The organism is Stenotrophomonas sp. 364, from assembly GCF_009832905.1.
GTDB lineage: Bacteria > Pseudomonadota > Gammaproteobacteria > Xanthomonadales > Xanthomonadaceae > Stenotrophomonas > Stenotrophomonas maltophilia_AP.
The window spans coordinates 3,901,359-3,922,159 of sequence record NZ_CP047135.1 but is presented as its reverse complement, the minus strand read 5'-3'; the positions used below and the strand labels follow the sequence as shown (position 1 = coordinate 3,922,159).

26 protein-coding genes are annotated in these 20,801 nt (G+C 67.6%); 17 read left to right on the top strand and 9 right to left on the bottom strand.

What is annotated here, in order from left to right; genetic code table 11:
• The first annotated feature begins 31 nt into the window (after positions 1–31).
• The 5 genes from GQ674_RS17655 to GQ674_RS17635 are packed head-to-tail and all read left to right on the top strand — an operon-like array spanning position 32 to position 5,188.
• Positions 32–1,786 (top strand): bifunctional alpha/beta hydrolase/class I SAM-dependent methyltransferase, encoded by a 1,755-nt coding sequence (locus tag GQ674_RS17655; RefSeq protein ID WP_159498115.1) that lies wholly within the window; start codon positions 32–34, stop codon positions 1,784–1,786.
• A complete protein-coding gene (locus GQ674_RS17650) occupies positions 1,783–3,117 on the top strand; it encodes a phosphatase PAP2/dual specificity phosphatase family protein (protein WP_159498114.1) in 1,335 nt (444 codons plus the stop codon). The genes GQ674_RS17655 and GQ674_RS17650 overlap by 4 nt, the downstream gene beginning before the upstream one ends.
• The gene (locus tag GQ674_RS17645; RefSeq protein WP_159498113.1) at positions 3,114–3,539 is read left to right on the top strand and encodes a hypothetical protein; all 426 of its coding nucleotides are present in this window, start codon (positions 3,114–3,116) and stop codon (positions 3,537–3,539) included. The genes GQ674_RS17650 and GQ674_RS17645 overlap by 4 nt, the downstream gene beginning before the upstream one ends.
• Positions 3,540–3,572: 33 nt before the next feature.
• Positions 3,573–4,205, top strand: a complete 633-nt coding sequence (locus GQ674_RS17640) for a lysophospholipid acyltransferase family protein (RefSeq protein WP_159498112.1) — start codon at positions 3,573–3,575, stop codon at positions 4,203–4,205.
• Positions 4,202–5,188, top strand: coding sequence for a phosphatidate cytidylyltransferase (locus tag GQ674_RS17635; protein ID WP_159498111.1), 987 nt, complete (start codon positions 4,202–4,204; stop codon positions 5,186–5,188). Before GQ674_RS17640 ends, GQ674_RS17635 begins: the two co-directional genes overlap by 4 nt.
• Before the next feature lie 56 nt (positions 5,189–5,244).
• Here GQ674_RS17635 and fis read toward each other — a convergent pair whose 3' ends face one another.
• The 3 genes from fis to prmA all read right to left on the bottom strand — a co-directional run bounded on the left by fis (position 5,245) and on the right by prmA (position 7,485).
• A complete protein-coding gene (gene fis / locus GQ674_RS17630; RefSeq protein ID WP_038685853.1) occupies positions 5,245–5,520 on the bottom strand; it encodes a DNA-binding transcriptional regulator Fis in 276 nt (91 codons plus the stop codon).
• Positions 5,521–5,632: 112 nt separating this feature from the next.
• The gene (locus GQ674_RS17625; RefSeq protein ID WP_159499544.1) at positions 5,633–6,511 is read right to left on the bottom strand and encodes a DUF3426 domain-containing protein; all 879 of its coding nucleotides are present in this window, start codon (positions 6,509–6,511) and stop codon (positions 5,633–5,635) included.
• Positions 6,512–6,564: 53 nt separating this feature from the next.
• Complete coding sequence (gene prmA, locus GQ674_RS17620; RefSeq protein ID WP_159498110.1) at positions 6,565–7,485, bottom strand: 50S ribosomal protein L11 methyltransferase; 921 nt, start codon at positions 7,483–7,485, stop codon at positions 6,565–6,567.
• 183 nt (positions 7,486–7,668) lie between these two features.
• Here prmA and GQ674_RS17615 point away from each other — a divergent pair, with 183 nt between their 5' ends.
• From GQ674_RS17615 to GQ674_RS17600, 4 genes are all read left to right on the top strand, one after another.
• Positions 7,669–8,628: a hypothetical protein gene (locus tag GQ674_RS17615; protein ID WP_159498109.1), complete on the top strand. Its 960-nt coding sequence runs from the start codon at positions 7,669–7,671 to the stop codon at positions 8,626–8,628.
• Complete coding sequence (locus tag GQ674_RS17610) at positions 8,625–8,996, top strand: hypothetical protein (RefSeq protein WP_128096633.1); 372 nt, start codon at positions 8,625–8,627, stop codon at positions 8,994–8,996. Before GQ674_RS17615 ends, GQ674_RS17610 begins: the two co-directional genes overlap by 4 nt.
• Complete coding sequence (locus GQ674_RS17605) at positions 8,996–9,733, top strand: alpha/beta hydrolase (RefSeq protein ID WP_159498108.1); 738 nt, start codon at positions 8,996–8,998, stop codon at positions 9,731–9,733. Before GQ674_RS17610 ends, GQ674_RS17605 begins: the two co-directional genes overlap by 1 nt.
• A gap of 157 nt (positions 9,734–9,890) precedes the next feature.
• Positions 9,891–10,955: a hypothetical protein gene (locus tag GQ674_RS17600; protein WP_159498107.1), complete on the top strand. Its 1,065-nt coding sequence runs from the start codon at positions 9,891–9,893 to the stop codon at positions 10,953–10,955.
• A 193-nt stretch (positions 10,956–11,148) separates the two neighbouring features.
• Here GQ674_RS17600 and accC read toward each other — a convergent pair whose 3' ends face one another.
• The 4 genes from accC to aroQ are packed head-to-tail and all read right to left on the bottom strand — an operon-like array spanning position 11,149 to position 13,949.
• The gene (gene accC, locus GQ674_RS17595) at positions 11,149–12,516 is read right to left on the bottom strand and encodes an acetyl-CoA carboxylase biotin carboxylase subunit (RefSeq protein ID WP_128096635.1); all 1,368 of its coding nucleotides are present in this window, start codon (positions 12,514–12,516) and stop codon (positions 11,149–11,151) included.
• Between the two features lie 10 nt (positions 12,517–12,526).
• Positions 12,527–13,024: an acetyl-CoA carboxylase biotin carboxyl carrier protein gene (accB, locus tag GQ674_RS17590; protein ID WP_159498106.1), complete on the bottom strand. Its 498-nt coding sequence runs from the start codon at positions 13,022–13,024 to the stop codon at positions 12,527–12,529.
• A 53-nt stretch (positions 13,025–13,077) separates the two neighbouring features.
• Positions 13,078–13,500, bottom strand: coding sequence for a lysozyme inhibitor LprI family protein (locus GQ674_RS17585; protein WP_159498105.1), 423 nt, complete (start codon positions 13,498–13,500; stop codon positions 13,078–13,080).
• A complete protein-coding gene (gene aroQ / locus GQ674_RS17580) occupies positions 13,500–13,949 on the bottom strand; it encodes a type II 3-dehydroquinate dehydratase (protein WP_159498104.1) in 450 nt (149 codons plus the stop codon). The genes GQ674_RS17585 and aroQ overlap by 1 nt, the downstream gene beginning before the upstream one ends.
• A gap of 209 nt (positions 13,950–14,158) precedes the next feature.
• Here aroQ and GQ674_RS17575 point away from each other — a divergent pair, with 209 nt between their 5' ends.
• The 6 genes from GQ674_RS17575 to GQ674_RS17550 all read left to right on the top strand — a co-directional run bounded on the left by GQ674_RS17575 (position 14,159) and on the right by GQ674_RS17550 (position 18,094).
• A complete protein-coding gene (locus GQ674_RS17575) occupies positions 14,159–16,699 on the top strand; it encodes a heavy metal translocating P-type ATPase (RefSeq protein WP_159498103.1) in 2,541 nt (846 codons plus the stop codon).
• Between the two features lie 55 nt (positions 16,700–16,754).
• Entirely contained in the window at positions 16,755–17,021 is a 267-nt protein-coding gene (locus GQ674_RS17570; RefSeq protein ID WP_159498102.1) for a glutaredoxin family protein, read from the top strand.
• Between the two features lie 59 nt (positions 17,022–17,080).
• Positions 17,081–17,266 carry a hypothetical protein gene (locus GQ674_RS17565; protein ID WP_159498101.1) on the top strand — a complete coding sequence of 62 codons (186 nt, stop codon included), beginning with the start codon at positions 17,081–17,083 and terminating at the stop codon, positions 17,264–17,266.
• Positions 17,267–17,468: 202 nt separating this feature from the next.
• Positions 17,469–17,675, top strand: coding sequence for a heavy-metal-associated domain-containing protein (locus tag GQ674_RS17560; RefSeq protein WP_159498100.1), 207 nt, complete (start codon positions 17,469–17,471; stop codon positions 17,673–17,675).
• A 25-nt stretch (positions 17,676–17,700) separates the two neighbouring features.
• Complete coding sequence (locus GQ674_RS17555; RefSeq protein ID WP_159498099.1) at positions 17,701–17,874, top strand: hypothetical protein; 174 nt, start codon at positions 17,701–17,703, stop codon at positions 17,872–17,874.
• On the top strand, positions 17,861–18,094 hold the full coding sequence (locus tag GQ674_RS17550) for a hypothetical protein (RefSeq protein ID WP_159498098.1): 234 nt from the start codon (positions 17,861–17,863) through the stop codon (positions 18,092–18,094). The genes GQ674_RS17555 and GQ674_RS17550 overlap by 14 nt, the downstream gene beginning before the upstream one ends.
• 41 nt (positions 18,095–18,135) lie before the next feature.
• On the opposite strand, the gene arsB is transcribed toward GQ674_RS17550, so the two are convergent.
• Together arsB and GQ674_RS17540 are read right to left on the bottom strand one after the other, a co-directional pair.
• Positions 18,136–19,194: an ACR3 family arsenite efflux transporter gene (arsB, locus tag GQ674_RS17545; RefSeq protein WP_159498097.1), complete on the bottom strand. Its 1,059-nt coding sequence runs from the start codon at positions 19,192–19,194 to the stop codon at positions 18,136–18,138.
• 9 nt (positions 19,195–19,203) lie between these two features.
• A complete protein-coding gene (locus tag GQ674_RS17540; RefSeq protein WP_159498096.1) occupies positions 19,204–19,515 on the bottom strand; it encodes a metalloregulator ArsR/SmtB family transcription factor in 312 nt (103 codons plus the stop codon).
• A gap of 38 nt (positions 19,516–19,553) precedes the next feature.
• On the opposite strand from GQ674_RS17540, the gene arsH reads away from it, so the two are divergent.
• Both arsH and arsC read left to right on the top strand, forming a co-directional pair.
• Complete coding sequence (gene arsH / locus GQ674_RS17535; protein ID WP_159498095.1) at positions 19,554–20,294, top strand: arsenical resistance protein ArsH; 741 nt, start codon at positions 19,554–19,556, stop codon at positions 20,292–20,294.
• Complete coding sequence (arsC, locus tag GQ674_RS17530) at positions 20,291–20,701, top strand: arsenate reductase (glutaredoxin) (protein WP_159498094.1); 411 nt, start codon at positions 20,291–20,293, stop codon at positions 20,699–20,701. Before arsH ends, arsC begins: the two co-directional genes overlap by 4 nt.
• Positions 20,702–20,801 lie beyond the last annotated feature (100 nt).

Here is a 20,801-nt window from a genome sequence, read left to right as displayed (position 1 = left end):
GGATCCCGCCGGATGCACAACGGAGTGATGCATGCGCGCACAGCAACATCTGCAGTTCCACAGTTTCGATGGCCAGCCGCTGTTCTACCGGCACTGGTCGGCCAGCGGGTTGGCGCCCACACGCCGTGCAGTGGTGCTGCTGCATCGCGGGCATGAGCATTCCGGCCGGGTCGCCCACCTGGCCGATGAGCTGGACCTGCCCGACACCGATGTATTCGCATGGGATGCGCGCGGCAACGGTCAGTCGCCGGGCGAGCGTGGCGATGCACCGGGATTCGAGGCGCTGGTGCGCGACCTGGACAGCTTCATCGCCCACATCGGCCAGCAGCATGGCATCGCCGTGCAGGACATCGCGATCATCGCCCAGAGCGTGGGCGCGGTGGTCGCCGCCACCTGGGTGCACGACTACGCGCCGCCGCTGCGCGCGCTGGTGCTCGCGTCGCCTGCCTTCAAGGTCAAGCTGTACGTGCCGTTGGCGGTGCCCGGCCTGAAACTGATGCAGAAGCTGCGCGGCAACTTCTTCGTCAACAGCTACGTCAAGCCACAATGGCTCACCCACGATCCGGAGCGGGTGGAAAGCTACCGCACCGACCCGCTGATCACCCGGCCGATCTCGGTGCGCGTGCTGCTGGGCCTGTACGAAGCCGCCGATCGCGTGGTGGGCGATGCGCAGGCCATCACCGTCCCCACCCAGGTGCTGGTGTCCGGATCGGACTTCGTGGTGCACCGCGCGCCGCAGGACCGCTTCTACGAGCGGTTGTCCTCGCCGATCAAGGAACGCCACCTGTTGCCTGGCTTCTTCCACGACACCTTGGGCGAGCGCGACCGTGCGCCGGCCATCGCGGCCATCCGCCGCTTTGTCACCGAGCGGTTCGCGCAGCCGCTGGTGCGGCCCAGCCTGCGCGATGCGCACCGGCACGGCCCCACCTTCGACGAGGCGGAAGTCCTGTCCTGGCCGCCGCAGCGCAACAGCGCCAAGGACCTGTACTGGCGCTTCACCCGTGCCGGCCTGCGCTTCGGCGGCACCTTGTCCGAAGGCATCGCGCTGGGCCTGGAAAGCGGCTTCGATTCGGGCAGCACGCTGGACTACATCTACCGCGACCAGGCGCGCGGAAGTGGCCCGCTGGGCCGCATGATCGACCGCAACTACCTGGACGCGATCGGCTGGCGCGGCATTCGCATCCGCCGCACCCACGTGCGCGAGCTGCTGCAGCTGGCCGCGTTGCACCTGCATGGCCAAGCGCGCCCGGTGCGTGTGCTGGACGTGGCTGCCGGGCATGGCCGTTACGTGCTGGACGCGCTGGCGCAAGGCGAACAGCGCGCCGATGCGATCACCCTGCGCGACTTCAGCGAACGCAACGTCATCGACGGGCGCAGGCTCATCAGCGAATTCGGTGCCGATGACATCGCCACCTTCGAACAGGGCGATGCGTTCGATGCGGCCTCGCTGGCGGCACTGCCGGTGGCGCCCACCCTGTCCACGGTGTCGGGGCTGTACGAACTGTTCGCCGACAACGATGCGGTGCTGCGCTCGCTGCAGGGCATCGCCGCGGCCATGCGAGAAGGCGGCTACCTGGTCTACACCGGCCAGCCGTGGCACCCGCAGCTGGAGTTCATCGCGCGCGCGCTCACCAGCCACCGCGAAGGCGCGGCCTGGGTGATGCGCCGGCGTACCCAGCAGGAAATGGATGAACTGGTGCGCCTGGCCGGGTTCGAGAAGGTCACTCAGCGCATCGACCGCTTCGGCATCTTCACCGTGTCGCTGGCGCGCCGGGTGCTGCCGTGACCGAGGGCGTGCGGCCCTGGCGCCGCGCTCTGCTGTGGCTGGCCCTGCTGGGGCCGTTCTTCTTCCTCAGCTATGGCCTGGCCAATGCGATGGCCGGGCGCCTGTCCTACGTACCGTCGATCGTGTTCGACTGGGAAGCGGCCATTCCGTTCCAGCCGTGGACCATCGTGCCGTACTGGTCCATCGACCTGTTCTACGTGGCTTCGTTCTTCATCTGCACCCAACGCGCCGAACTGGACATGCATGCGCGCCGGCTGCTCACCGCGCAGTTGCTGTCGGTGGCGTGCTTCCTGCTCTGGCCGCTGCGCTTCAGCCTGGAGCGACCGGAAACGGCCGGCGTGTTTGGGTGGTTGTTCGACGTGCTGCTGGGCTTCGACAAACCGTTCAACCAGGCTCCCTCGCTGCACATCGTGCTGCTGGTGGTGCTGTGGGTGCGCTTCCAGCAGCACCTGCGTGGGTGGTGGCGCGCGGCCCTGCACGTGTGGTTCGCGCTGATCGGCATTTCAGTGCTGACCACCTGGCAGCACCACTTCGTGGACGTGCCCACCGGTGTGGCCGTGGGCTGGCTGTGCGTGTGGCTGTGGCCGGCGCACGGGCGCTCGCCGTTGGCCCACTGGCAGTGGGCGCAGGACGGCACGCGTTGGCGGTTGGCGATGCTGTACGGATTGGGCAGCGCGTTGTGCGCGTCGCTGGCGCTGACCTTCAGTGGCTGGGTGCTGTGGCTGGGCTGGCCGGCGGTGTCGCTGGCGCTGGTGGCGCTGGGTTACGCCGCGGTGGGCACGGCGGTATTCCAGAAGCAGGAAGACGGCCGGCTGAGCATGGCCGCGTGCTGGTTGCTGGCGCCGTACCTGCTGGCCGCCTGGTTGAACTCGCGCTGGTGGACACGCCGTGCGCCGCAGCCGCAGCTGGTGATCGACGGCGTGTGGCTGGGACGCATGCCGGCGGCGGGGGCGTCCTTGCCGATGTCGACCGTGGTGGATGTGTGCGCCGAACTGCCCTTCGCGGGCCAGGTGCGGCACTACCGCAGCGTGCCGATGCTGGACCTGGCCACCCCCACCGCGCATGACCTGCAGCGCGCTGCCGATGCCATTGCACATGGCCATCGCCGTGGCGAGGTGCTGGTGTGCTGCGCGCTCGGGTATTCGCGCAGCGCAGCGGCCGTGGCCACCTGGCTGTGCCGCAGCGGACACGCCGACAGTGCCGACGCGGCCATCCGCCTGCTGCAGCTGGATTGCCCGCACATCGTGCTGCATGACCGGCACCGCGATGCGATTGAACAGGCCGTGCGCGATGCCGCCGCGGCCAACGGAAGCACACAGGTGAGCGCATGAGCATGCTGTTCCAGTTGCGGGTGATGACCGCCGTCCTGCGCCAGGCCCGCATGGCCACCGGCATCTCGGTCTTGCTGGCCGGCGCGGCGCTGGCGCTGCTGTGCCTGTCGATGCCGCCGGTGGTGGTGGCAGTGCCCGCATTGGTATCGCTGCTGGCCGGCGCGGTGCAGGCCTACTACGCCGCCCGGGTCAGTTTCGATGCGGCATTGCTGGAGGCGTTGCAGGCCAGCCATCCCGACGCCGCGCCCGGGGTGATCGATGACGTGCTGCAGAAGCTCGGGCTGCGCGAGGCATCCACCGCCCCGCGCGGTTGGCAGCCGCGCTGGCAGGGCATGCGCCGTCTGCTGAGCTGGCAGCTGCTGGCGCTTGGCGCGCAGGCGCTGTGCCTGCTGGGCGCGCTGGTAGTGAAAGCGTTGCCGTGATGACACCACCGCTCCCCGCCCGGATGCCCGCCCATGCTTGCTGACCTCATCGCGCGCGGCTGCAGCTTTGCCATCCGCGCGCTCACCGGGGCGCGCGCGCTGTGGCAGGGCTGCGCCCCGTCCAGCGACCACCGCGTGTACTACGGCAACCACGCCAGCCACGGGGATTTCGTGCTGATCTGGTCGGCGCTGCCGATCACCCTGCGCCGTCAGGTGCGGCCGGTGGCCGCGGCCGACTACTGGCAGCGCGACGGCCTGCGCCGCTACCTGATCCACGCGGTGTTCAACGGCGTGCTGATCGAGCGCGACGCGGCCAAGCGCCATGAAGACCCGATCGCCTGCCTGTGCCAGGCGGTGGATGAAGGCAACTCGCTGATCCTGTTCCCGGAAGGCACGCGCAATCCCGACGAGGGCGTGCTGCCGTTCAAGAGCGGCATCTACCACCTGGCCCGGCAACGTCCGGAACTGGAGTTCGTGCCGGTGTGGATCGACAACCTCAAGCGGGTGATGCCCAAGGGTCGCTGGCTGCCGCTGCCGCTGCTGTGCACCACCACCTTCGGCGAGCCGCTGCGGTTGAAGGCCGATGAAGACAAGGACCGCTTCCTGGAGCGTGCGCGGCTGTCGCTGATGGCGCTGGACCCGCAGCCGCGCAGGGAACGCGCATGACCGCCTGGCTGTCGACGCTGGCCACCGACGTGGCGCAGTTGTCCACGCACGCGCAGACGCGCCTGCTGTTTGCCGGCATCGCCGGGGTGCTGGTGGTGGCCACGGTGATCGCCGAAACCCTGCGCTGGCGCGCGCGGCATGCGCCCAGCAGCGTGCTGGCCAACCTGGTCTCGCGGATCCGCGCGTGGTGGGTGATGGCCGCGGTGGTTGCGCTGGCGTTCTTCTTCGGGCGCACCGGCGTGGTGCTGCTGTTCGCGCTGGTGTCGCTGTTCGCGCTGCGCGAGTTCATCACGCTCACGCCCACCCGCGCTGGCGATTACTACGCGTTGCTGGCCGCGTTCTACGTGGTGTTGCCGTGGCAGTACTGGCTGGTGTGGACCGACTGGTACGGCATGTACACGCTGCTGATTCCGGTCTACGCGTTCCTGTTCCTGCCGATCCTCGCCACCATCGGCGGCGACACCACCGATTACCTGGAGCGGACGTCCAAGGTGCAGTGGGGGTTGATGATCTGCGTGTTCTGCATTTCACACGTACCGGCGCTGCTGAACCTCAGGCTGGCCGGGGTGGAGCCGGCACGCAACCTGCTGCTGTTCGCGTTCCTGGTGATCGTGGTGCAGTCCTCGGACGTACTGCAGTACATCTGGGGCAAGTTGATCGGCAAGCGTTTGATCGCGCCGAAGCTGTCGCCGTCCAAGACCGTGGAGGGCTTCATCGGCGGCGTGTTGTCGGCCAGTGCGCTGGGTGCGGCCCTGTGGTGGCTGACCCCGTTCACGCCGTGGCAGGCGTTCGGCATGTCGCTGGCGGTCAACCTGATGGGCTTCTGGGGTGGCCTGGTGATGTCGGCGATCAAGCGCGATCGCGGCATCAAGGACTGGGGCCACATGATCGAGGGCCACGGCGGCATGCTCGACCGGTTGGATTCGGTGTGCTTCGCCGCGCCGGTGTTCTTCCACCTAGTGCGGTACTTCTGGAGCGCGTGACGGCCAGCGCCGTTTGCCCGAACCGGTAGGCATCGACCGTGGGTCGATGCACGGCATCAGGTGGCGATGCCGTATTCCTTCAACTTCTTGCGCAGCGTGGCGCGGTGGATGCCCAGCATGGCCGCGGCGCGGCTCTGGTTGCCTTCGCAGTGGTTGAGCACTTCCACGAACAACGGGATTTCCATTTCACGCAGCACGATCTCGTACACATCGTCGGCATCGCAGCCATCCAGGTCGCGCAGGTAGCGTCGGACCGATTGGGCCACGTGTTCGCGCAGCGGTGGCTTCGGCGCGCCACGACTATTGTCAGGACGAGAAAGGACAGCGTTCAAGGAGGTTCCCGGTGCAGATGCCGGGGCGGACAGCAGCCCCGGTCGGAGAATTGTAGGGGGCCAGTCTAGCGCGTGCGTGGGCAGGCTGCCACGCTGGACGCGCCAGGCACGGCTACTGGAACTCGAAGGTGAATGCGACGGTGGATGCGGCCGGCTCGCGTACGCGGAATGCAATCTGTGCGCTTTGGCCAGGTTCCAATACGCTGGTGGCGTCAAGCGAACGGTCCAGGTAATCGTGCGGCGCAAACACCCCGGTGCCGATCACGCGGCCATCGGCATCGGACAGCGACAACCGCAGCGCGGGCCAGGCCTGGGCCCAGCGCGCATCGTTGCGGAAGCTGGCCTGCACCTGCAGTGCACCGGGCTGGCCCGGCACCGGACGTACATCGCGGCTGATCATGCTGAACGCCGCCGGCTCCTGCCACGCAGGCAACGTGCAGCGCAGCACGCTGCACAGCCCGGCAATCCAGGGCCGGCTGCCGGCATCGGCCGCCAACCGCGCACGGTCGGCCACGGCGATCTGCAGCGCCAGCAACAGCACCAGCCCGGCCAGTACGCCCCACTGCCAGCGCGGGGTGTGCAGGCGCGCGGCGCGCAGCCGCATGAAGCTGGGTGCGAGCGTGGCGCTGGCGCCGATCAGCGGCACTGGCGGCTCCACTCCGGCGCTGTCATCGATGGACGCATCGTGCTGCGTCACCGGGTCGCGGGGGGCGGCGTGCGCGATGTCATCGTCGGCGCTGGCCATTGCCTGCGCCGGCTGCCGTTGCGATGCGTCGCCCGCGTTGTAGGCCGGATCATCGCGTTCGCCCGGTGGCGGATCAAACACCGAACCGTCCGGCGGCAAGGCCTGCGCCAGCGCATCGTCCGCTGCGTCGTGCGCCGCTGGGGCGTCGTCGTCCGGCAGCGGCTGCCCGCGCGGCGCGTCGTCCGGGCTCGCGCGCAGGAAGGTGGCCAGCGGGCGGCGGGGGGGCGGGGGCGTAGGCTCGGTCATCGATTCGGGGCCGGGCGGCAGGGTCGCGCCCATTCAAGCACGTTCACGACGACTCAGGCGCGGCGCACGCCGGTGATGCGCATCCAGTCTTCGTCCTGGGCGGTTTCCAGCTGCTCGAACCACGGCGCATAGCGCACCAGCAGGTCGTCTTCCTGGCCATGCAGGATGCCCGACAGCGCGATGCGCCCGCCGGGGGCCACGCGTGCGGCCAGCACGTCGGCCAGTGCATCCAGGGCCGAGGCCAGGATGTTGGCCACGACCACCGGGTAGGCGGCCGGCGGTTCGTCCTGCGGCAGGTAGACCGCCAGGCGATCCTGCAGGCCGTTGCGCTCGGCGTTGTCGCCGGTGGCGATCACCGCCTGCGGATCATTGTCCACGCCCACGGCACGGGCCGCGCCCAGCTTCAAGGCGGCCAGCGCCAGGATGCCCGAACCGCAGCCGAAATCGAGCACGGTCTGGCCCGCCAGCGCGCCCTCGGCGGCCAGGCCGTCCAGCCAGCGCAGGCACAGCGCGGTGGTGGGGTGGGTGCCCGAGCCGAACGCCAGGCCCGGGTCGAGGCGGATCACGGCGGCATCGTCGGCCTGCGCCGCCTCGGGCAGATCATGGTTCCACGGCACGATCCAGGTGCGCTCGCCGAAGGCCATCGGCTGGAACTGGTCCAGCCACGCGCGTTCCCAGTCTTCGTCGGCCACCGCACGGAAGCTGGCATCGGACCAGTCCAGGCCGGGGTCGAACGCCTCCAGCGCGGCCAGCAACGCCAGCGCATTGGTGTCGGCCGCGAACAGCGCGGTGAGGACCAGATCGTTCCACAGCGGGGTCTCGCCCACGCCCGGTTCCAGGATGGCGCGCTCGTTGCTGGTATCGGCATCGGCGTCGAGCAGGGTCACCGCCAGCGCGCCGACATCGTCCAGCGCATTTTCGTAGCGGGGCTGGGTGGATTCGCTGCAGCGGAGGGTGAGTTCCAGGAACGGCATGGGAAGAGTTACCTGCGGAAAACCGTGAATGCTAGACCATTGTGGGTGGTTGCTGCCTGCCACGCCGCGTCCCGTCGTCTCTCTGGGTCATGAGAATGCGACCGGAATGCGGTTCAGACAGCTCCCGGAGGGCTTGCTAAACTGGGCCTTCCGCTGCCCGCATGGGCACCTCCGGTCCTGCGCATGGCGCTCGTGCCCACCCTCAAAACCTGGTTGCTGGTCGTACCGGCCCTGGCGTTGCTGGGGGTGGTGGGCTATCGCGCGGGCGGCCACGTGCGGCACGCCGACGACATGCCTGACAGCGTGGGCGAAACGCCGGTGGCACTGGTGGCTGCCGCGCCCATGCAGGCGCAGCAGCTGGCTCGCCAGCTGTTGGCCAACGAGCGCGGCAACGCCATCGCGTCCGGGTTGCCGCTGGACATCCGCGCCGATATCGAAGGCGACACCGACCTGTTCGCCTATGCCCAGCGCCTGCAGCTGCAGGCGGCCAACGGCAATGCCGAAGCGTCGTGGATGATCAGTCGCGTATACGACTACTGCGCCATCTACGCCATGGACCCGGGCGGTTACCAGCTGGACAACGCGCTGCTGACCGGGCTGGGCATGACGGCCTCGCCGGCCATGGTGCAGGCCCGCGAACGGGTTGCGCGGCGCTGCGGCGGCTTCGTGGCCAGCGACGGCCTGGGCCGGCAGTTGATCCTGACCCAGCGCGTCCAGGCGGCCACGGCCGGCAACCTGGCCGCCGAGGCCGCGCTGTTTGCCGACGGCCAGCCGCTGCAGAACAGCCCCGACTACCGCCGCGGGCTGGTCGAGCGGGTGAGAGAGTCGCGCGATCCGGAAGCCTTCATGGCGCTGGCACCGGCCATGGGCCAGCGCGCCAGTGGCGACAGCGCGCTCAACGGCCTGGTGGCCGGGGACCAGTACAGCGAACTGGCCTGGCGCCTGGGAGCCTGCGAGCTGGGCATGGCGTGCGGCCCGGACAGTGTGTTGATGAACAATTTCTGCGCGAACGGTGGGATCTGTTCGCAGGACGGTGGGCAGGATTTTGCCACCTTCGTCTATGACGCCGCGGTTTCGCGGCAAGGTGCGGGGAAAATGAAGACGTTGGTTGAAGAACTGATCAAGAAGAGGAAAGGGCGATGAATTACCGTCGATTCCTGCACGGTGCCAAGTTCTGGTTCTGGGTGGTGTTGTTCGTGGCCTATTCGGCCGGCGCCGTGGGCCTGGTGATGATCGATACGTATGAAGATCGATACCGCAGCCTGTCCAAGGTGCAGCTGACCTCGGTCAAGGCACCGGAAGACACGCGCCGCGCCGGCGCCAGCCAGGTGGCCGCGGTCTACCGCGCGCAGAGCGGCATGCCGTTCTCGTCGTTGCCGGCCGGCAGCACCTTCCAGGTGGTGTGGCCCGATGGTTCCACCGAAACCATGGTGATCGTCGACCCGACCTCGTCGCTGGGCGTGGCACCGCTGAAGAACACCCAGGTGACCGCAGCCAACGCGCCGCGTTGATGCCGCATGCCGAAGGGGGCGTGCTGGCCACGCGCCCGCTGCGGCTGGTGCTGCTGCCGGGCCTGGATGCGACCGGCCGCCAGCATGCCGCGTTCTCCGCCGCGATGCGGCGGCTTGGGGTGGGGGTCACGGTGATCGCCTACCCGGTCGATCGCAGGCTGGACTACGCCGCGCTCGCCCGCTTCGTGCAGCAGGCGTTGCCCACCGAGGGCGACTACCTGCTGTTGGGCGAATCGTTCTCGGGGCCGCTGGCGTTGTCCATCGCCGCTTCACCGCCGCCCGGTCTGCGGGGTGTGATCCTCTCCACCACGTTCGCGCGTTCGCCCTGGCCGGCATGGCGTCGCCTGCAGTCGCTGTTGTACTGGGCACCGGTGCGTGCGCTGCCGATGCCCGCGTTGTCGTGGTTGCTGCTTGGCCGCTGGAGCACGCTCGCCTTGCGCGATGCGCTGCAAGATGCCCTCGCCAGTGTCGACGCCGATGTGCTGCGCGGCCGCGCGATTGCCGCGCTCGGCGTCGATGTCGCCGTAAGCGCAGACGCGGTGAAGCTGCCCGCGCTATGCCTGCATGCGGCACAGGATCGCTTGTTGCCCGGGCGCTGCCAGCGTCACCTGTCGGCGCTGCTGCCCGCGCAGGCCACCCGGTGGATGGACGGTCCCCATCTGATGCTGCAGGCCCGTCCGGAAGCGGCGGCGGAGGCGGTTGCTGCCTTCATGCAGGATGTCTGCGGCAGCGCATGACGGTCGCGGGGCGTCGCACGCATACGACCGATGTGACTGGCGCGTTGTGATGCTGTCCACGCCGCCTTCGCTTACGGATCTCGGGCAGTTCACGGTGTGACGCGCAGCCTGCGGGTGTTGGCTGCATCCGCAGCGCACGTGCCGGAGACCCTGTCGAATGAATACCCGAGGCGATTACGCCGCATCCGAACCACACGCCACCGCGACGGTTGCAGTGGTCACCCCACCCCCCGTTGTGCCGCACGACAGCGCCACGTCCTGGGGGGCGATCTTTGCCGGCGCCGCTGCGGCCGCCGCGCTGTCGCTGGTGCTGTTGATCCTGGGCGTCGGCCTGGGGCTGTCATCGGTATCGCCGTGGGCCTATGAAGGTGTGTCGGCCGAGGCGTTCGGTTGGTCCAGCATTGCCTGGCTGACCTTCACTGCCATTGCCGCCTCCGGTCTCGGCGGCTATCTCGCGGGCCGGTTACGCAACAAGTGGAGCAACCTGCACGGTGATGAAACCTACTTCCGCGATACCGCGCACGGCTTCCTGTCGTGGTCGGTGGCCACCCTGCTGACCGCCGGTCTGCTCACCACCGCGATCGGTGGCGTGCTGGGCGCCGGTGCCAAGGTGGCCGGTGCCACCGCAGGGGCGGCTGCTACCACCGCCGGTGGCGTGGCCGCCGCTGCCGGTCCGGCTGCCATGGGCGGTGACAACGGCGACCTGCAGTACTGGGTGGATGGCCTGTTCCGCGCCAATCCGAATGCACCGGCCGCACCGGCTGCACCGATGGGCCCACCGCCGGCACCGGTTGCCGGTGCTGCACCGCCGATGCCGTCGCCGCAGGCTGGTACCGCTGTGCCGCCGCCGCGCCCGATGCCGGGTGCCGAACGCGGCCCGGGTCCGGGTCCGGGTCGGGGTGACATCCGTGGCGAGGTCAACCGCATCGTGGTCAACAGCCTGAAGGGCGATGCCATGGATCCGGCCGATACCCAGTACCTGGCGCAACTGGTGGCCAACCAGACCGGCATGAGCCAGGCCGAGGCACAGGCCCGCGTGACCGACATGCAGACCCGCCTGCGCGCCTCGCTGGAGAAGGCCAAGAACGACGCCAAGCAGGCGGCTGACGATGCCCGCAAGGCGACCGCCTACGCGGCGCTGTGGCTGTTCATCACGCTGCTCATCGGTGCCTTCAGCGCCAGCCTGTTCGCCACCTGGGGCGGCCGCCGCCGCGACCTGTAACCCACCGCTCAACGAGGAGGATTCACCATGAGATACCTGCTGCTGTGGTTCCTGGGCATTCCGATCCCGATCCTGCTGCTCATCGCGCTGCTGCGTTGAGGCAAGGCGTACCGCCCCACGCAAACCACATGCCGGGCAAACAAAAAGGCGGGGCATATGCCCCGCCTTTCTGCTGTAACGCACTACCGCGCGATCAGGTCAACGCAATCGACTTGTTCTTGCGTTCGGCCAGGCGCTTTTCCAGGTAGTGGATGTTCTGCCCACCGGCCTGGAAGCCCTTGTCACGCATGATCCGCTGCTGCAGCGCCACGTTGGTCTTGATGCCATCGACCACCATCTCGCTCAGCGCCACGCGCATGCGCGCGATCGCGGTTTCGCGGTCCGGGCCGTGCACGATCAGCTTGCCGATCATCGAGTCGTAGTTCGGCGGCACGCGGTATCCACTGTAGATGTGGGTATCCACGCGCACACCGGGGCCACCCGGCGGATGGAAGGCGGTGATCTGGCCCGGACTCGGTACGAAGGTTTCCGCGTCTTCGGCATTGATGCGGCATTCGATCGCGTGGCCGGTCAGCACCACGTCGCTCTGCTTGATGGTCAGCTTCTGGCCGGCGGCGATGCGCAGCTGTTCGCAGACCAGGTCGATGCCGGTCACCATCTCCGTCACCGGATGTTCCACCTGCACACGGGTGTTCATTTCGATGAAGTAGAACCGGCCGTCTTCAAACAGGAACTCGAAGGTACCCGCGCCGCGGTAGCCGATGCGGATGCAGGCTTCCACGCATACCTTGCCGATCTGCTCGCGCATTTCGTCGGTGATGCCCGGTGCAGGTGCTTCTTCCACCACCTTCTGGTGGCGGCGTTGCATCGAGCAGTCGCGCTCACCCAGGTGGATGGCGTTGCCCTGGCCGTCGGCCAGCACCTGGATCTCCACATGGCGCGGATTCTCCAGGAACTTCTCCATGTACACCTGGTCGTTGCTGAAGGCTGCCTTCGCTTCGGACTTGGTGGTTTCGATGGCTGCCTTCAACGACGCCTCGGCATGCACCACGCGCATGCCGCGACCGCCGCCGCCACCGGATGCCTTGATGATGACCGGGTAACCGATCTCACGGGCAATCTTGGTGTTGGCCACGATGTCGTCGGTGAGCGGGCCGCCCGAGCCGGGCACGCACGGCACGCCGGCGGCCTTCATCGCGCGGATCGCTTCCACCTTGTCGCCCATCAGGCGGATGGTGTCGGCCTTGGGACCGATGAAGATGAAACCGGACTCTTCCACGCGCTCGGCGAAGTCGGCGTTCTCCGACAGGAAGCCGTAGCCCGGGTGGATGGCCTGGGCGTCGGTGACTTCCGCCGCGGCAATCAGCGCCGGGATGTTGAGGTAGCTCTCAGACGACGGTGCCGGACCAATGCAGACCGACTCGTCGGCCATGGCCACGTGCTTGAGGTTGCGGTCGACCGTGGAATGCACGGCCACCGTGCGGATGCCCAGGGTGTGGCACGCGCGCAGGATGCGCAGCGCGATTTCCCCTCGGTTGGCAATAACGACTTTGTCGAGCATGGACGAGTCCTTAGCCGATCACGAACAGCGGCTGGTCGAATTCGACCGGCTGGCCGTTTTCGCCCAGGATGGCGACGATGGTGCCGGAAACATCGGCTTCGATCGGGTTGAACATCTTCATCGCTTCGATGATCGCCAGCGTTTCGCCCGCCTTCACGGCCTGGCCCACCGATACGAAGGCCGGCTTGTCCGGCGAGGACGACGCATAGAAGGTGCCGACCATCGGTGCGCGCAGCACGTGGCCGTCGGGCAGGGCATTGCCGGCCTTGGCGGTGCCGCCGGTGGAGGCTTCGGTGGGCGACTGCATCGGCATCGCCGGGGCCGCCGCGGCCTGCGCCGGCGCGGGCGCGGGCGCCATCATCATCTGCGGAGCGGCCTGCATCATGCCGTAGCCGGAGACCGGGGCGCGCGACAGGCGCACGGACTCTTCGCCTTCCTTGATTTCGATTTCGGCGAGGTTCGACTCTTCCAGCAGGTCGATCAGCTTCTTGATTTTGCGGAGATCCATGGGGGCCTCTTGGCTCGTGGTGTCAGTGTGGTGGGAAGCGCGGTGCGCTCGGGTCAAAGCAATTCGTAGAAATCGCGCAACTGGCGGATGCGGTCGCGCGTGAGGGTGGTCAGGCAGCGCATCTGCGCACCGTTGCGCGCGGTGCCGTCGGAGTTGAACATGTAGACCGCGTCGCAGTCGTGGTCGCGCAGTTGCACCCAGGCACGCTGCGCCAGCACCAGCTGCTGCTCGGCGTTGCGGCACCAGCTGCAGGCACCACCGTCGGCCGGGGAGCGCAGCTGCTGGCGCGCCTGCGCATACACGGCATTGAGTTCCACATCGGCAGCGGCGGCCACGTCCGAGGCGCACAGGTCGCTCTCCATCGTGGTGGTCGGCTTGGCGCAGTCGATGCCTTCGTCCTGTCGGTCGAACGCCGCGGCGCTGGCGCACAGGCCGGCCGACAACGCCACGCAGGCAAGGGCGCGCAGCAGCGTCATCAGGCGCGCGCGCCCTGCAGGCGGGTCAGGGCGGCATCCATCGCATAGCGGTAGCTGTCGGCACCGAAGCCGCAGATCACGCCCACCGCCTTGTCGCTGAAATAGCTGTGCTGGCGGAACGGCTCGCGCGCATGCGGGTTGGACAGGTGGATTTCGATGAAGGGCACGTCCACCGCGGCCAGCGCATCGCGCAGGGCCACCGAGGTGTGGGTGAACGCGGCCGGGTTGATCAGGATGAAGGCGGTACCGTCGTCACGGGCGGCCTGTACGCGGTCCACCAGCAGGTGTTCGGCGTTGGACTGCAGGCTCTCCACCGCGTGCCCGGCGGCCTGCGCCTGGGTCAGCAGGGCCTGGTCGATCTGCGCCAGCGTGGTATGCCCATACACCCCCGGCTCGCGTGTGCCGAGCAGGTTGAGGTTGGGGCCATGCAGGACCAGCAGTTTCGCCATGGGTGCCACGAAGCGGGAAAGGGCGAAGTCTGGCGGAACCTGCTGATGGTGTCCAGTTCGGCGAAGTTACGAGCGTTTCAATCGATTGTTTGAAACGTGCTGCATCCGCCTGCCCGCCGACATTTCACCGTGCAAGGCCCCGGTCTTGACCTTCCCATCGTTGGAACCCCCACGCTCTACTCACCCTACCTTCTTCAAGGGGCAGCCCGATGGCTTCCACCGCACTCCAGAACGACACCCGACTGTCCAAGCCGCAGGGTGGGCGACTCAGCCTGCCTGTCAGCGGAATGACCTGTGCCTCCTGCGTGGGGCGCGTGGAACGCGCCATCAGCGCCATCCCCGGTGTGAAAACGACCTCGGTCAACCTTGCCACCGAGCGTGCCGACGTCACCTTCATCGGGGCGGCCGATCCGCAGGCGGTTGTCGAGGCAATCGAACGTGCAGGCTACGCCGTCCACGAAGAAACCACCGAACTGGCGATCCAGGACATGACCTGCGCATCCTGCGTGGGTCGGGTGGAGAAGGGCCTCCGGCAGGTGCCGGGCGTCATCGAGGCGAGTGTGAACCTGGCCACCGAGCGTGCCCGCGTGCGGCATCTGGCGGGCGTGGTCACCATCGCCGATCTGGAAGCAGCCATTGAAAAGGCCGGGTACACCTCGCGCCGGGTGGCGGCAGCAGCTGGCGGCGCGGGCGACCAGGACGCCGAACGCCGCGAGGCCGAAGGGCGCGAACTGCAGCGCTCCCTGCTGATCGCCGCAGCGCTCACCCTGCCGGTGTTCATCCTTGAGATGGGCTCGCACCTGGTGCCGTCCATGCATCACTGGGTAGTGCACACGCTGGGCCTGCAGACCAGCGGGTACATCCAGTTCGCGCTGGCCACGCTGGTCCTGTTCGGGCCCGGGCTGCGCTTCTTCCGCAAGGGCGTTCCGGCACTGCTGCGGGGTGGCCCGGACATGAACTCGCTGGTGTCGGTCGGCACGGCGGCAGCGTATGGCTATTCGGTGGTGGCCACCTTCGCGCCCGGCGTGCTGCCGCAGGGAACGGCGAACGTCTATTTCGAAGCGGCCGTGGTGATCGTTACCCTGATCCTGCTGGGGCGCATGCTGGAAGCCCGGGCCAAGGGGCGCACCTCGCAGGCGATCAAGCGGCTGGTGGGCCTGCAAGCCAAGACCGCACGGGTAGAGCGCAACGGCGCCACCGTGGAGATCCCGCTGGAGCAGGTGACCACCGGCGATGTGGTGCTCGTGCGCCCGGGTGAAAAGGTTCCGGTCGATGGCCAGGTCGTCGAGGGCGCCTCGTATGTCGATGAGAGCATGATCACCGGCGAACCGGTGCCGGTGTCCAAGGGGGTGGGCGCCGATGTCGTCGGCGGCACCCTCAACAAGACCGGCGCCTTCAGTTTCCGTGTCACCCAGGTGGGCGCCAACACGGTGCTGGCGCAGATCATCCGCCTGGTGGAAGAGGCGCAGGGCTCCAAGCTGCCGATCCAGGCGATGGTCGACAAGGTCACCATGTGGTTCGTGCCGGCGGTGATGGCCGCGGCCGTGCTGACGTTCCTGGTCTGGCTGGTGTTCGGCCCCTCGCCGGCGCTCACGTTTGCGTTGGTCAATGCAGTGGCCGTGTTGATCATCGCCTGCCCGTGCGCGATGGGGCTGGCCACGCCCACCTCGATCATGGTGGGCACCGGCCGCGCGGCGGAGCTGGGAGTGCTGTTCCGCAAGGGCGAAGCACTGCAGGCACTGCGTGACGTCAGCGTGGTTGCGCTGGACAAGACCGGCACGCTCACCAAGGGTCGCCCCGAACTGACCGACCTGGTGCCGGCCGACGGCTTTGCGTATGACCACGTGCTGGCGCTCGTGGCGGCGGTGGAAACCCGTTCGGAACACCCGATCGCCGAAGCGATCGTCGCCGCCGCTGGACAGCGTGAGCTGACGTTGGCGCCTGTTGACGGCTTCGAGGCAACGCCGGGGTACGGTGTGACCGCGACGGTGTCCGGCCGAACGGTTGCGGTGGGTGCCGACCGCTTCATGACCCGGCTGGGTCTCGATGTCAGCACGTTCCTGCCGACGGCGCAGCGGCTGGGTGAAGAGGGCAAGAGCCCGTTGTATGCGGCCATCGATGGCCGCCTGGCCGCGGTGATCGCGGTGGCCGACCCGATCAAGGACACCACCCCGGAGGCGATCCGCGCGCTGCACGCGCTGGGCCTGAAGGTGGCCATGATCACCGGCGACAACGCCGCCACCGCGGCAGCCATCGCGCGGCAGCTGGGCATCGATGAAGTGGCCGCCGAAGTCCTGCCTGATGGCAAGGTGGCCGCGCTCAAGACGTTCCGCGCCAACGGCGCGCGGGTGGCCTTCGTCGGCGATGGCATCAACGATGCACCGGCGCTTGCCGAAGCGGATGTTGGCCTGGCCATCGGTACCGGTACCGACGTAGCCATCGAGGCGGCCGACGTGGTGCTGATGTCTGGCGACCTGCGCGGGGTGACCAACGCGATTGCACTGAGCCAGGCGACCATCCGCAACATCAAGCAGAACCTCTTCTGGGCGTTCGCCTACAACGCCGTGCTGATTCCGGTGGCGGCCGGTGCGCTGTATCCCCTCAACGGCATGCTGCTGTCGCCGATCTTTGCCGCTGCGGCAATGGCGCTCTCCAGCATCTTCGTGCTGGGCAACGCGCTGCGGCTCAAGCGCTTCCGCGCGCCGATGAGCATCGAGGCCACCGCATCGAGCCCGGTGAACGGCCATTGATGCCGGGCACGCGCAGTTGTCGCCCGGACGCCAGACCCGCCTGAAGGAGGCCGCCATGGTCATCACATCCCAACCGCCTGTCATTCTTTACACGACGCCCGCATGCCCCGACTGCCATGCGCTGAAGACCTGGCTCGATCGTGAGGGGATCATCTTCGACGAGCGCGATCTGTCCATCCGCGAGGTCATGGAGGAGGCCAAGGCACGCACGGGCGTGCGCGTCGCGCCGATCACAGTGGTGGGTGATTCGGTCTTCTACGGCACGTTTCTGACGCAGAAGCCGCTGTTGACCGTGGCGCTCGGCCTGACCGGCACTGCCTGAACGACCATGACCCGATACGTCAAGATCAGGTGCAGGCAATCGACACCCTCACACACGACATGAAACGTATCCAGCTTGTCGCCATCGGGCCGAGCTGCTTGCCTTCGACGCAGGGCATGCTGGCCGAATCGGCCATGACCCTCCAGCGCGCCAGCCGGCTCACCGCGGCGCGCAAGACGCCCGGCTTCGGCATGGATACGCCTGCCTCATCGCCCGTGCGCAACGCCACGGCAAGCACGACGTAAGGCGACGCGACATCGCAGTGACGTGATCCATGCCGAGTCGCGGTTGTGGGACCTGCATGTGCGCGTTGTTGCGTGCCTGTGGCGTCGAGAATGTGAACGCAACCCGAGGGACAGACCGATATCCACGCCTGTTGATTGACATTGCCACGCTGTCAACGCCCAACGTAGCCAGCGCACCACTCAATTCAATCAGGAGATCAACATGCTTCAGTTCCACATTCCAAACATGACGTGCGGTTCCTGCGCCAGGCCGGTGAAAGACGCCTTGCTGAGCGTCGACCCCCTGGCGCAGATCGAAACCGACACCCCGGCGCGACAGGTGCGGGTAGAAACGGCGCTGGATGAAGCAGCCTTCCTCGCCGTCCTCGCAGAGGCTGGATATCCCCACCAGCCGCTGGCAGGCCGGTAAGTTCCTACCTACGGAGAAACGTCCCATGTTCATGAAACAGCTTCTCACCTTCGGCGTGGCTGCGCTCGGTACGGCGGCATTGCCAGCCTCGGCATCCGATGCAACCTTGAAAGGTGCATTTGCGCTTTCGGGAACGGCCGAACGGGTCAGCGCCGAGCTTTGGCGTGGCGGCGCACGCGGTGTTCGTGGGCACCGATGACCTGGCGTATGTCCACGCGCATGCGATGCCGGCGGGTGCAGCCAACGCCGCGCACGGTTCCCACGGCTCGGCGCATGACCCGGCGGGCGCGGTCAGCGCACAGATGATGTTGCACGCAACGCCGCCTCACGCGGGTCGCTATGCGCTCTGGATCCAGTTCATGGCCGACGGTGAAATCCGAACGGTGCCGTTCGTTGTCGATGTTGCGCCGGGCGCGTGAGCAAAACGCACCCTGCACGGCCGTGCCACGACGCGGAGCGCTCATCCGGTATGCGTGTCCGCTGGGAACCACCGCTTCCCCAAACGCAACGCCACATGGACCAGCAGGATCAGCACCGGCACTTCCACCAGCGGGCCGATCACCGCGGCGAAGGCCACCGGTGAGGCCAGGCCGAAGGACGCGATCGCCACGGCGATCGCCAGCTCGAAGTTGTTGCCCGCCGCGGTGAACGCGATCGCCGTGGTGCGCGGGTAGTCGCGGGCGACGAACCGGCCCATCAGGAAGCTGATGACGAACTGCATCAGGAAGTACAGCGTCAGCGGGATCGCGATGCGCACCGCATCCATCGGAATGCGCAGTACCTCGCCCCCTTTCAGGCTGAACATCGCCACGATGGTGAACAGCAGCGCGGCCAGCGTGATGGGACTGATCCGCGGCAGGAATGTCTCCTCATACCAACGGGCACCCTTGCGCGCCTTCAACCAGTACCGGGTGAGAAACCCGGCCAGGAACGGAATGCCCAGGTAGATCAGCACCGCCTCGGCAATGGTCCAGAAGCTGACGTTGATGACGCTGCCCTGCAATCCCAGCACCGAGGGCAGCCACGACAGGAAGAACCACGCATAGCCGCTGAACAGTGCGATCTGAAAGATCGAGTTGAACGCCACCAGCCCGGCCACGTACTGGCTGTCGCCGCGTGCCAACTGGTTCCATACCAGCACCATGGCGATGCAGCGCGCCAGCCCGATCAGGATCAGGCCGGTCATGTAGTCGGGATAGTCGCGCAGGAACAGCACGGCCAAGCCGAACATCAGCAGCGGCCCCACCACCCAGTTCTGCAGCAGCGACAGCAGCAGCACGCGCTTGTCGGCGAAGACCCGGGGCAGTTCCTCGTACTTCACCTTGGCCAGCGGCGGATACATCATCAGGACCAGACCGATCGCGATGGGCACGTTGGTCGTGCCCACCGACAGGCTGTCGAGCGCTGCCGGTACGCCGTCGAACATCGCGCCCAGCCCCACCCCCAACGCCATGGCGAGGAAGATCCACAGCGTGAGGTAGCGATCCAGGAAGGAAAGACGCGGGGGCTGAGCGGTCATGGCGCGTGCTCAGCAACCGGGCCGGTCACAGGCCGGATCATCGGCGCAGCAGTTTTCGGTGAGGTAAGCCACCAGCGCGTTCATGGCCTGGAACTCGGCCCGGTAGCAGATGGTGCGGCCACGCTGCTCGGCATTGATCAACCCGGCCGCGCTCAGTTCCTTCAAGTGGAAGGAAAGCGTGGCGCCGGGCAGCGCCAGCGCCTGGGCGATATCGCCCGCCAGCTTGCCGCTGCGGCCGGCCTGCACCAGCAGGCGGAAGATGGAGAGTCGGGTGGCGTGGCCGAGCGCGGCCAGCGCGTCTGTTGCGGTCGTATGTTCCATGATTCTAGAATAATGGAAACATCTGCGATGGACAACCCATGGACCCCCTCCCCAACATCGTGCCCGGCGCTTTGGACCTTCCTTCGACCGCCCGGCTGGAGCACGGCCCAGCGCCGCGTCACCGCCCGCGCATTCTCATCCTGTACGGCTCGCTCCGTCCGCAATCATTCAGCCGCAAGCTGGCACTGGAAGCGCAGCGGCTGCTGGAACAGCTGGGGGCGGAGACCCGGCTGTTCGATCCGCATGGCCTGCCGATGCTCGATGCCGAGCCGGCCACGCATCCCAAGGTGCGGGAGCTGCGCCAGGCATCACTCTGGTCCGAAGGCCAGGTGTGGATCAGCCCGGAACGGCATGGCACGCTGACGGCGGTGTTCAAGAACCAGATTGACTGGCTGCCGCTGGAGGAAGGCAGTGTGCGCCCCACCCAGGGACGCACGCTGGCGGTGATGCAGGTCTGCGGTGGCTCGCAGTCGTTCAACGTGGTCAACGCCCTGCGGGTGCTGGGCCGCTGGATGCGCATGGTGACCATCCCCAACCAGTCGTCGGTGCCCAAGGCCTGGCAGGAGTTCGATGAAGCGGGGCGGATGAAGCCGTCGGCCTATTACGATCGCGTGGTGGACGTGATGGAGGAACTGCTCAAGTTCACCCTGCTGGTGCGCGGGCGCAGCGACTACCTGGTGGACCGCTACAGCGAACGCAAGGGCGCGGTGGAGGCGGTCGCGCTTGCGGCCGCTGCCGGCGTGGTCGACGCAGCCTTGAACCAGACGGAGGGCGTATGAACGCCGTCATTTACCACAACCCCAATTGCGGCACCTCGCGCAACACGCTGGCGATGCTTCGGCACGTGGGCATCGAACCGGAGGTCATCGACTACCTGGCCCACCCGCCCAGCCGCGCGCGCCTGATCGAGCTGATCACAGCGGCGGGCCTGGGGGTTCGCGATGCCATCCGGCAGAAGGGCACGCCCTATGACGCGCTGGGGCTGGGCGACCCCGCGCTCGGCGACGACGCACTGCTGGACGCGATGCTGGCGCATCCGATCCTGATCAACCGGCCGTTCGTGCAGACGGCGCTGGGCACCCGGCTGTGCCGTCCCTCCGAGGTCGTGCTGGAGATCCTGCCGCCGATGACGCGTCCTTTCACCAAGGAAGACGGCGAGGTGGTGGAAGCGCGGCAGGGGAGCTGACCGATGCCGATGCAGCAAACGCCCAAAGGGTTGCCATGACCATCGGGGGTTTCCACTGCGTGAGCGGTGGACCAGCATCGCATCCAGGCAAGGCACCCGC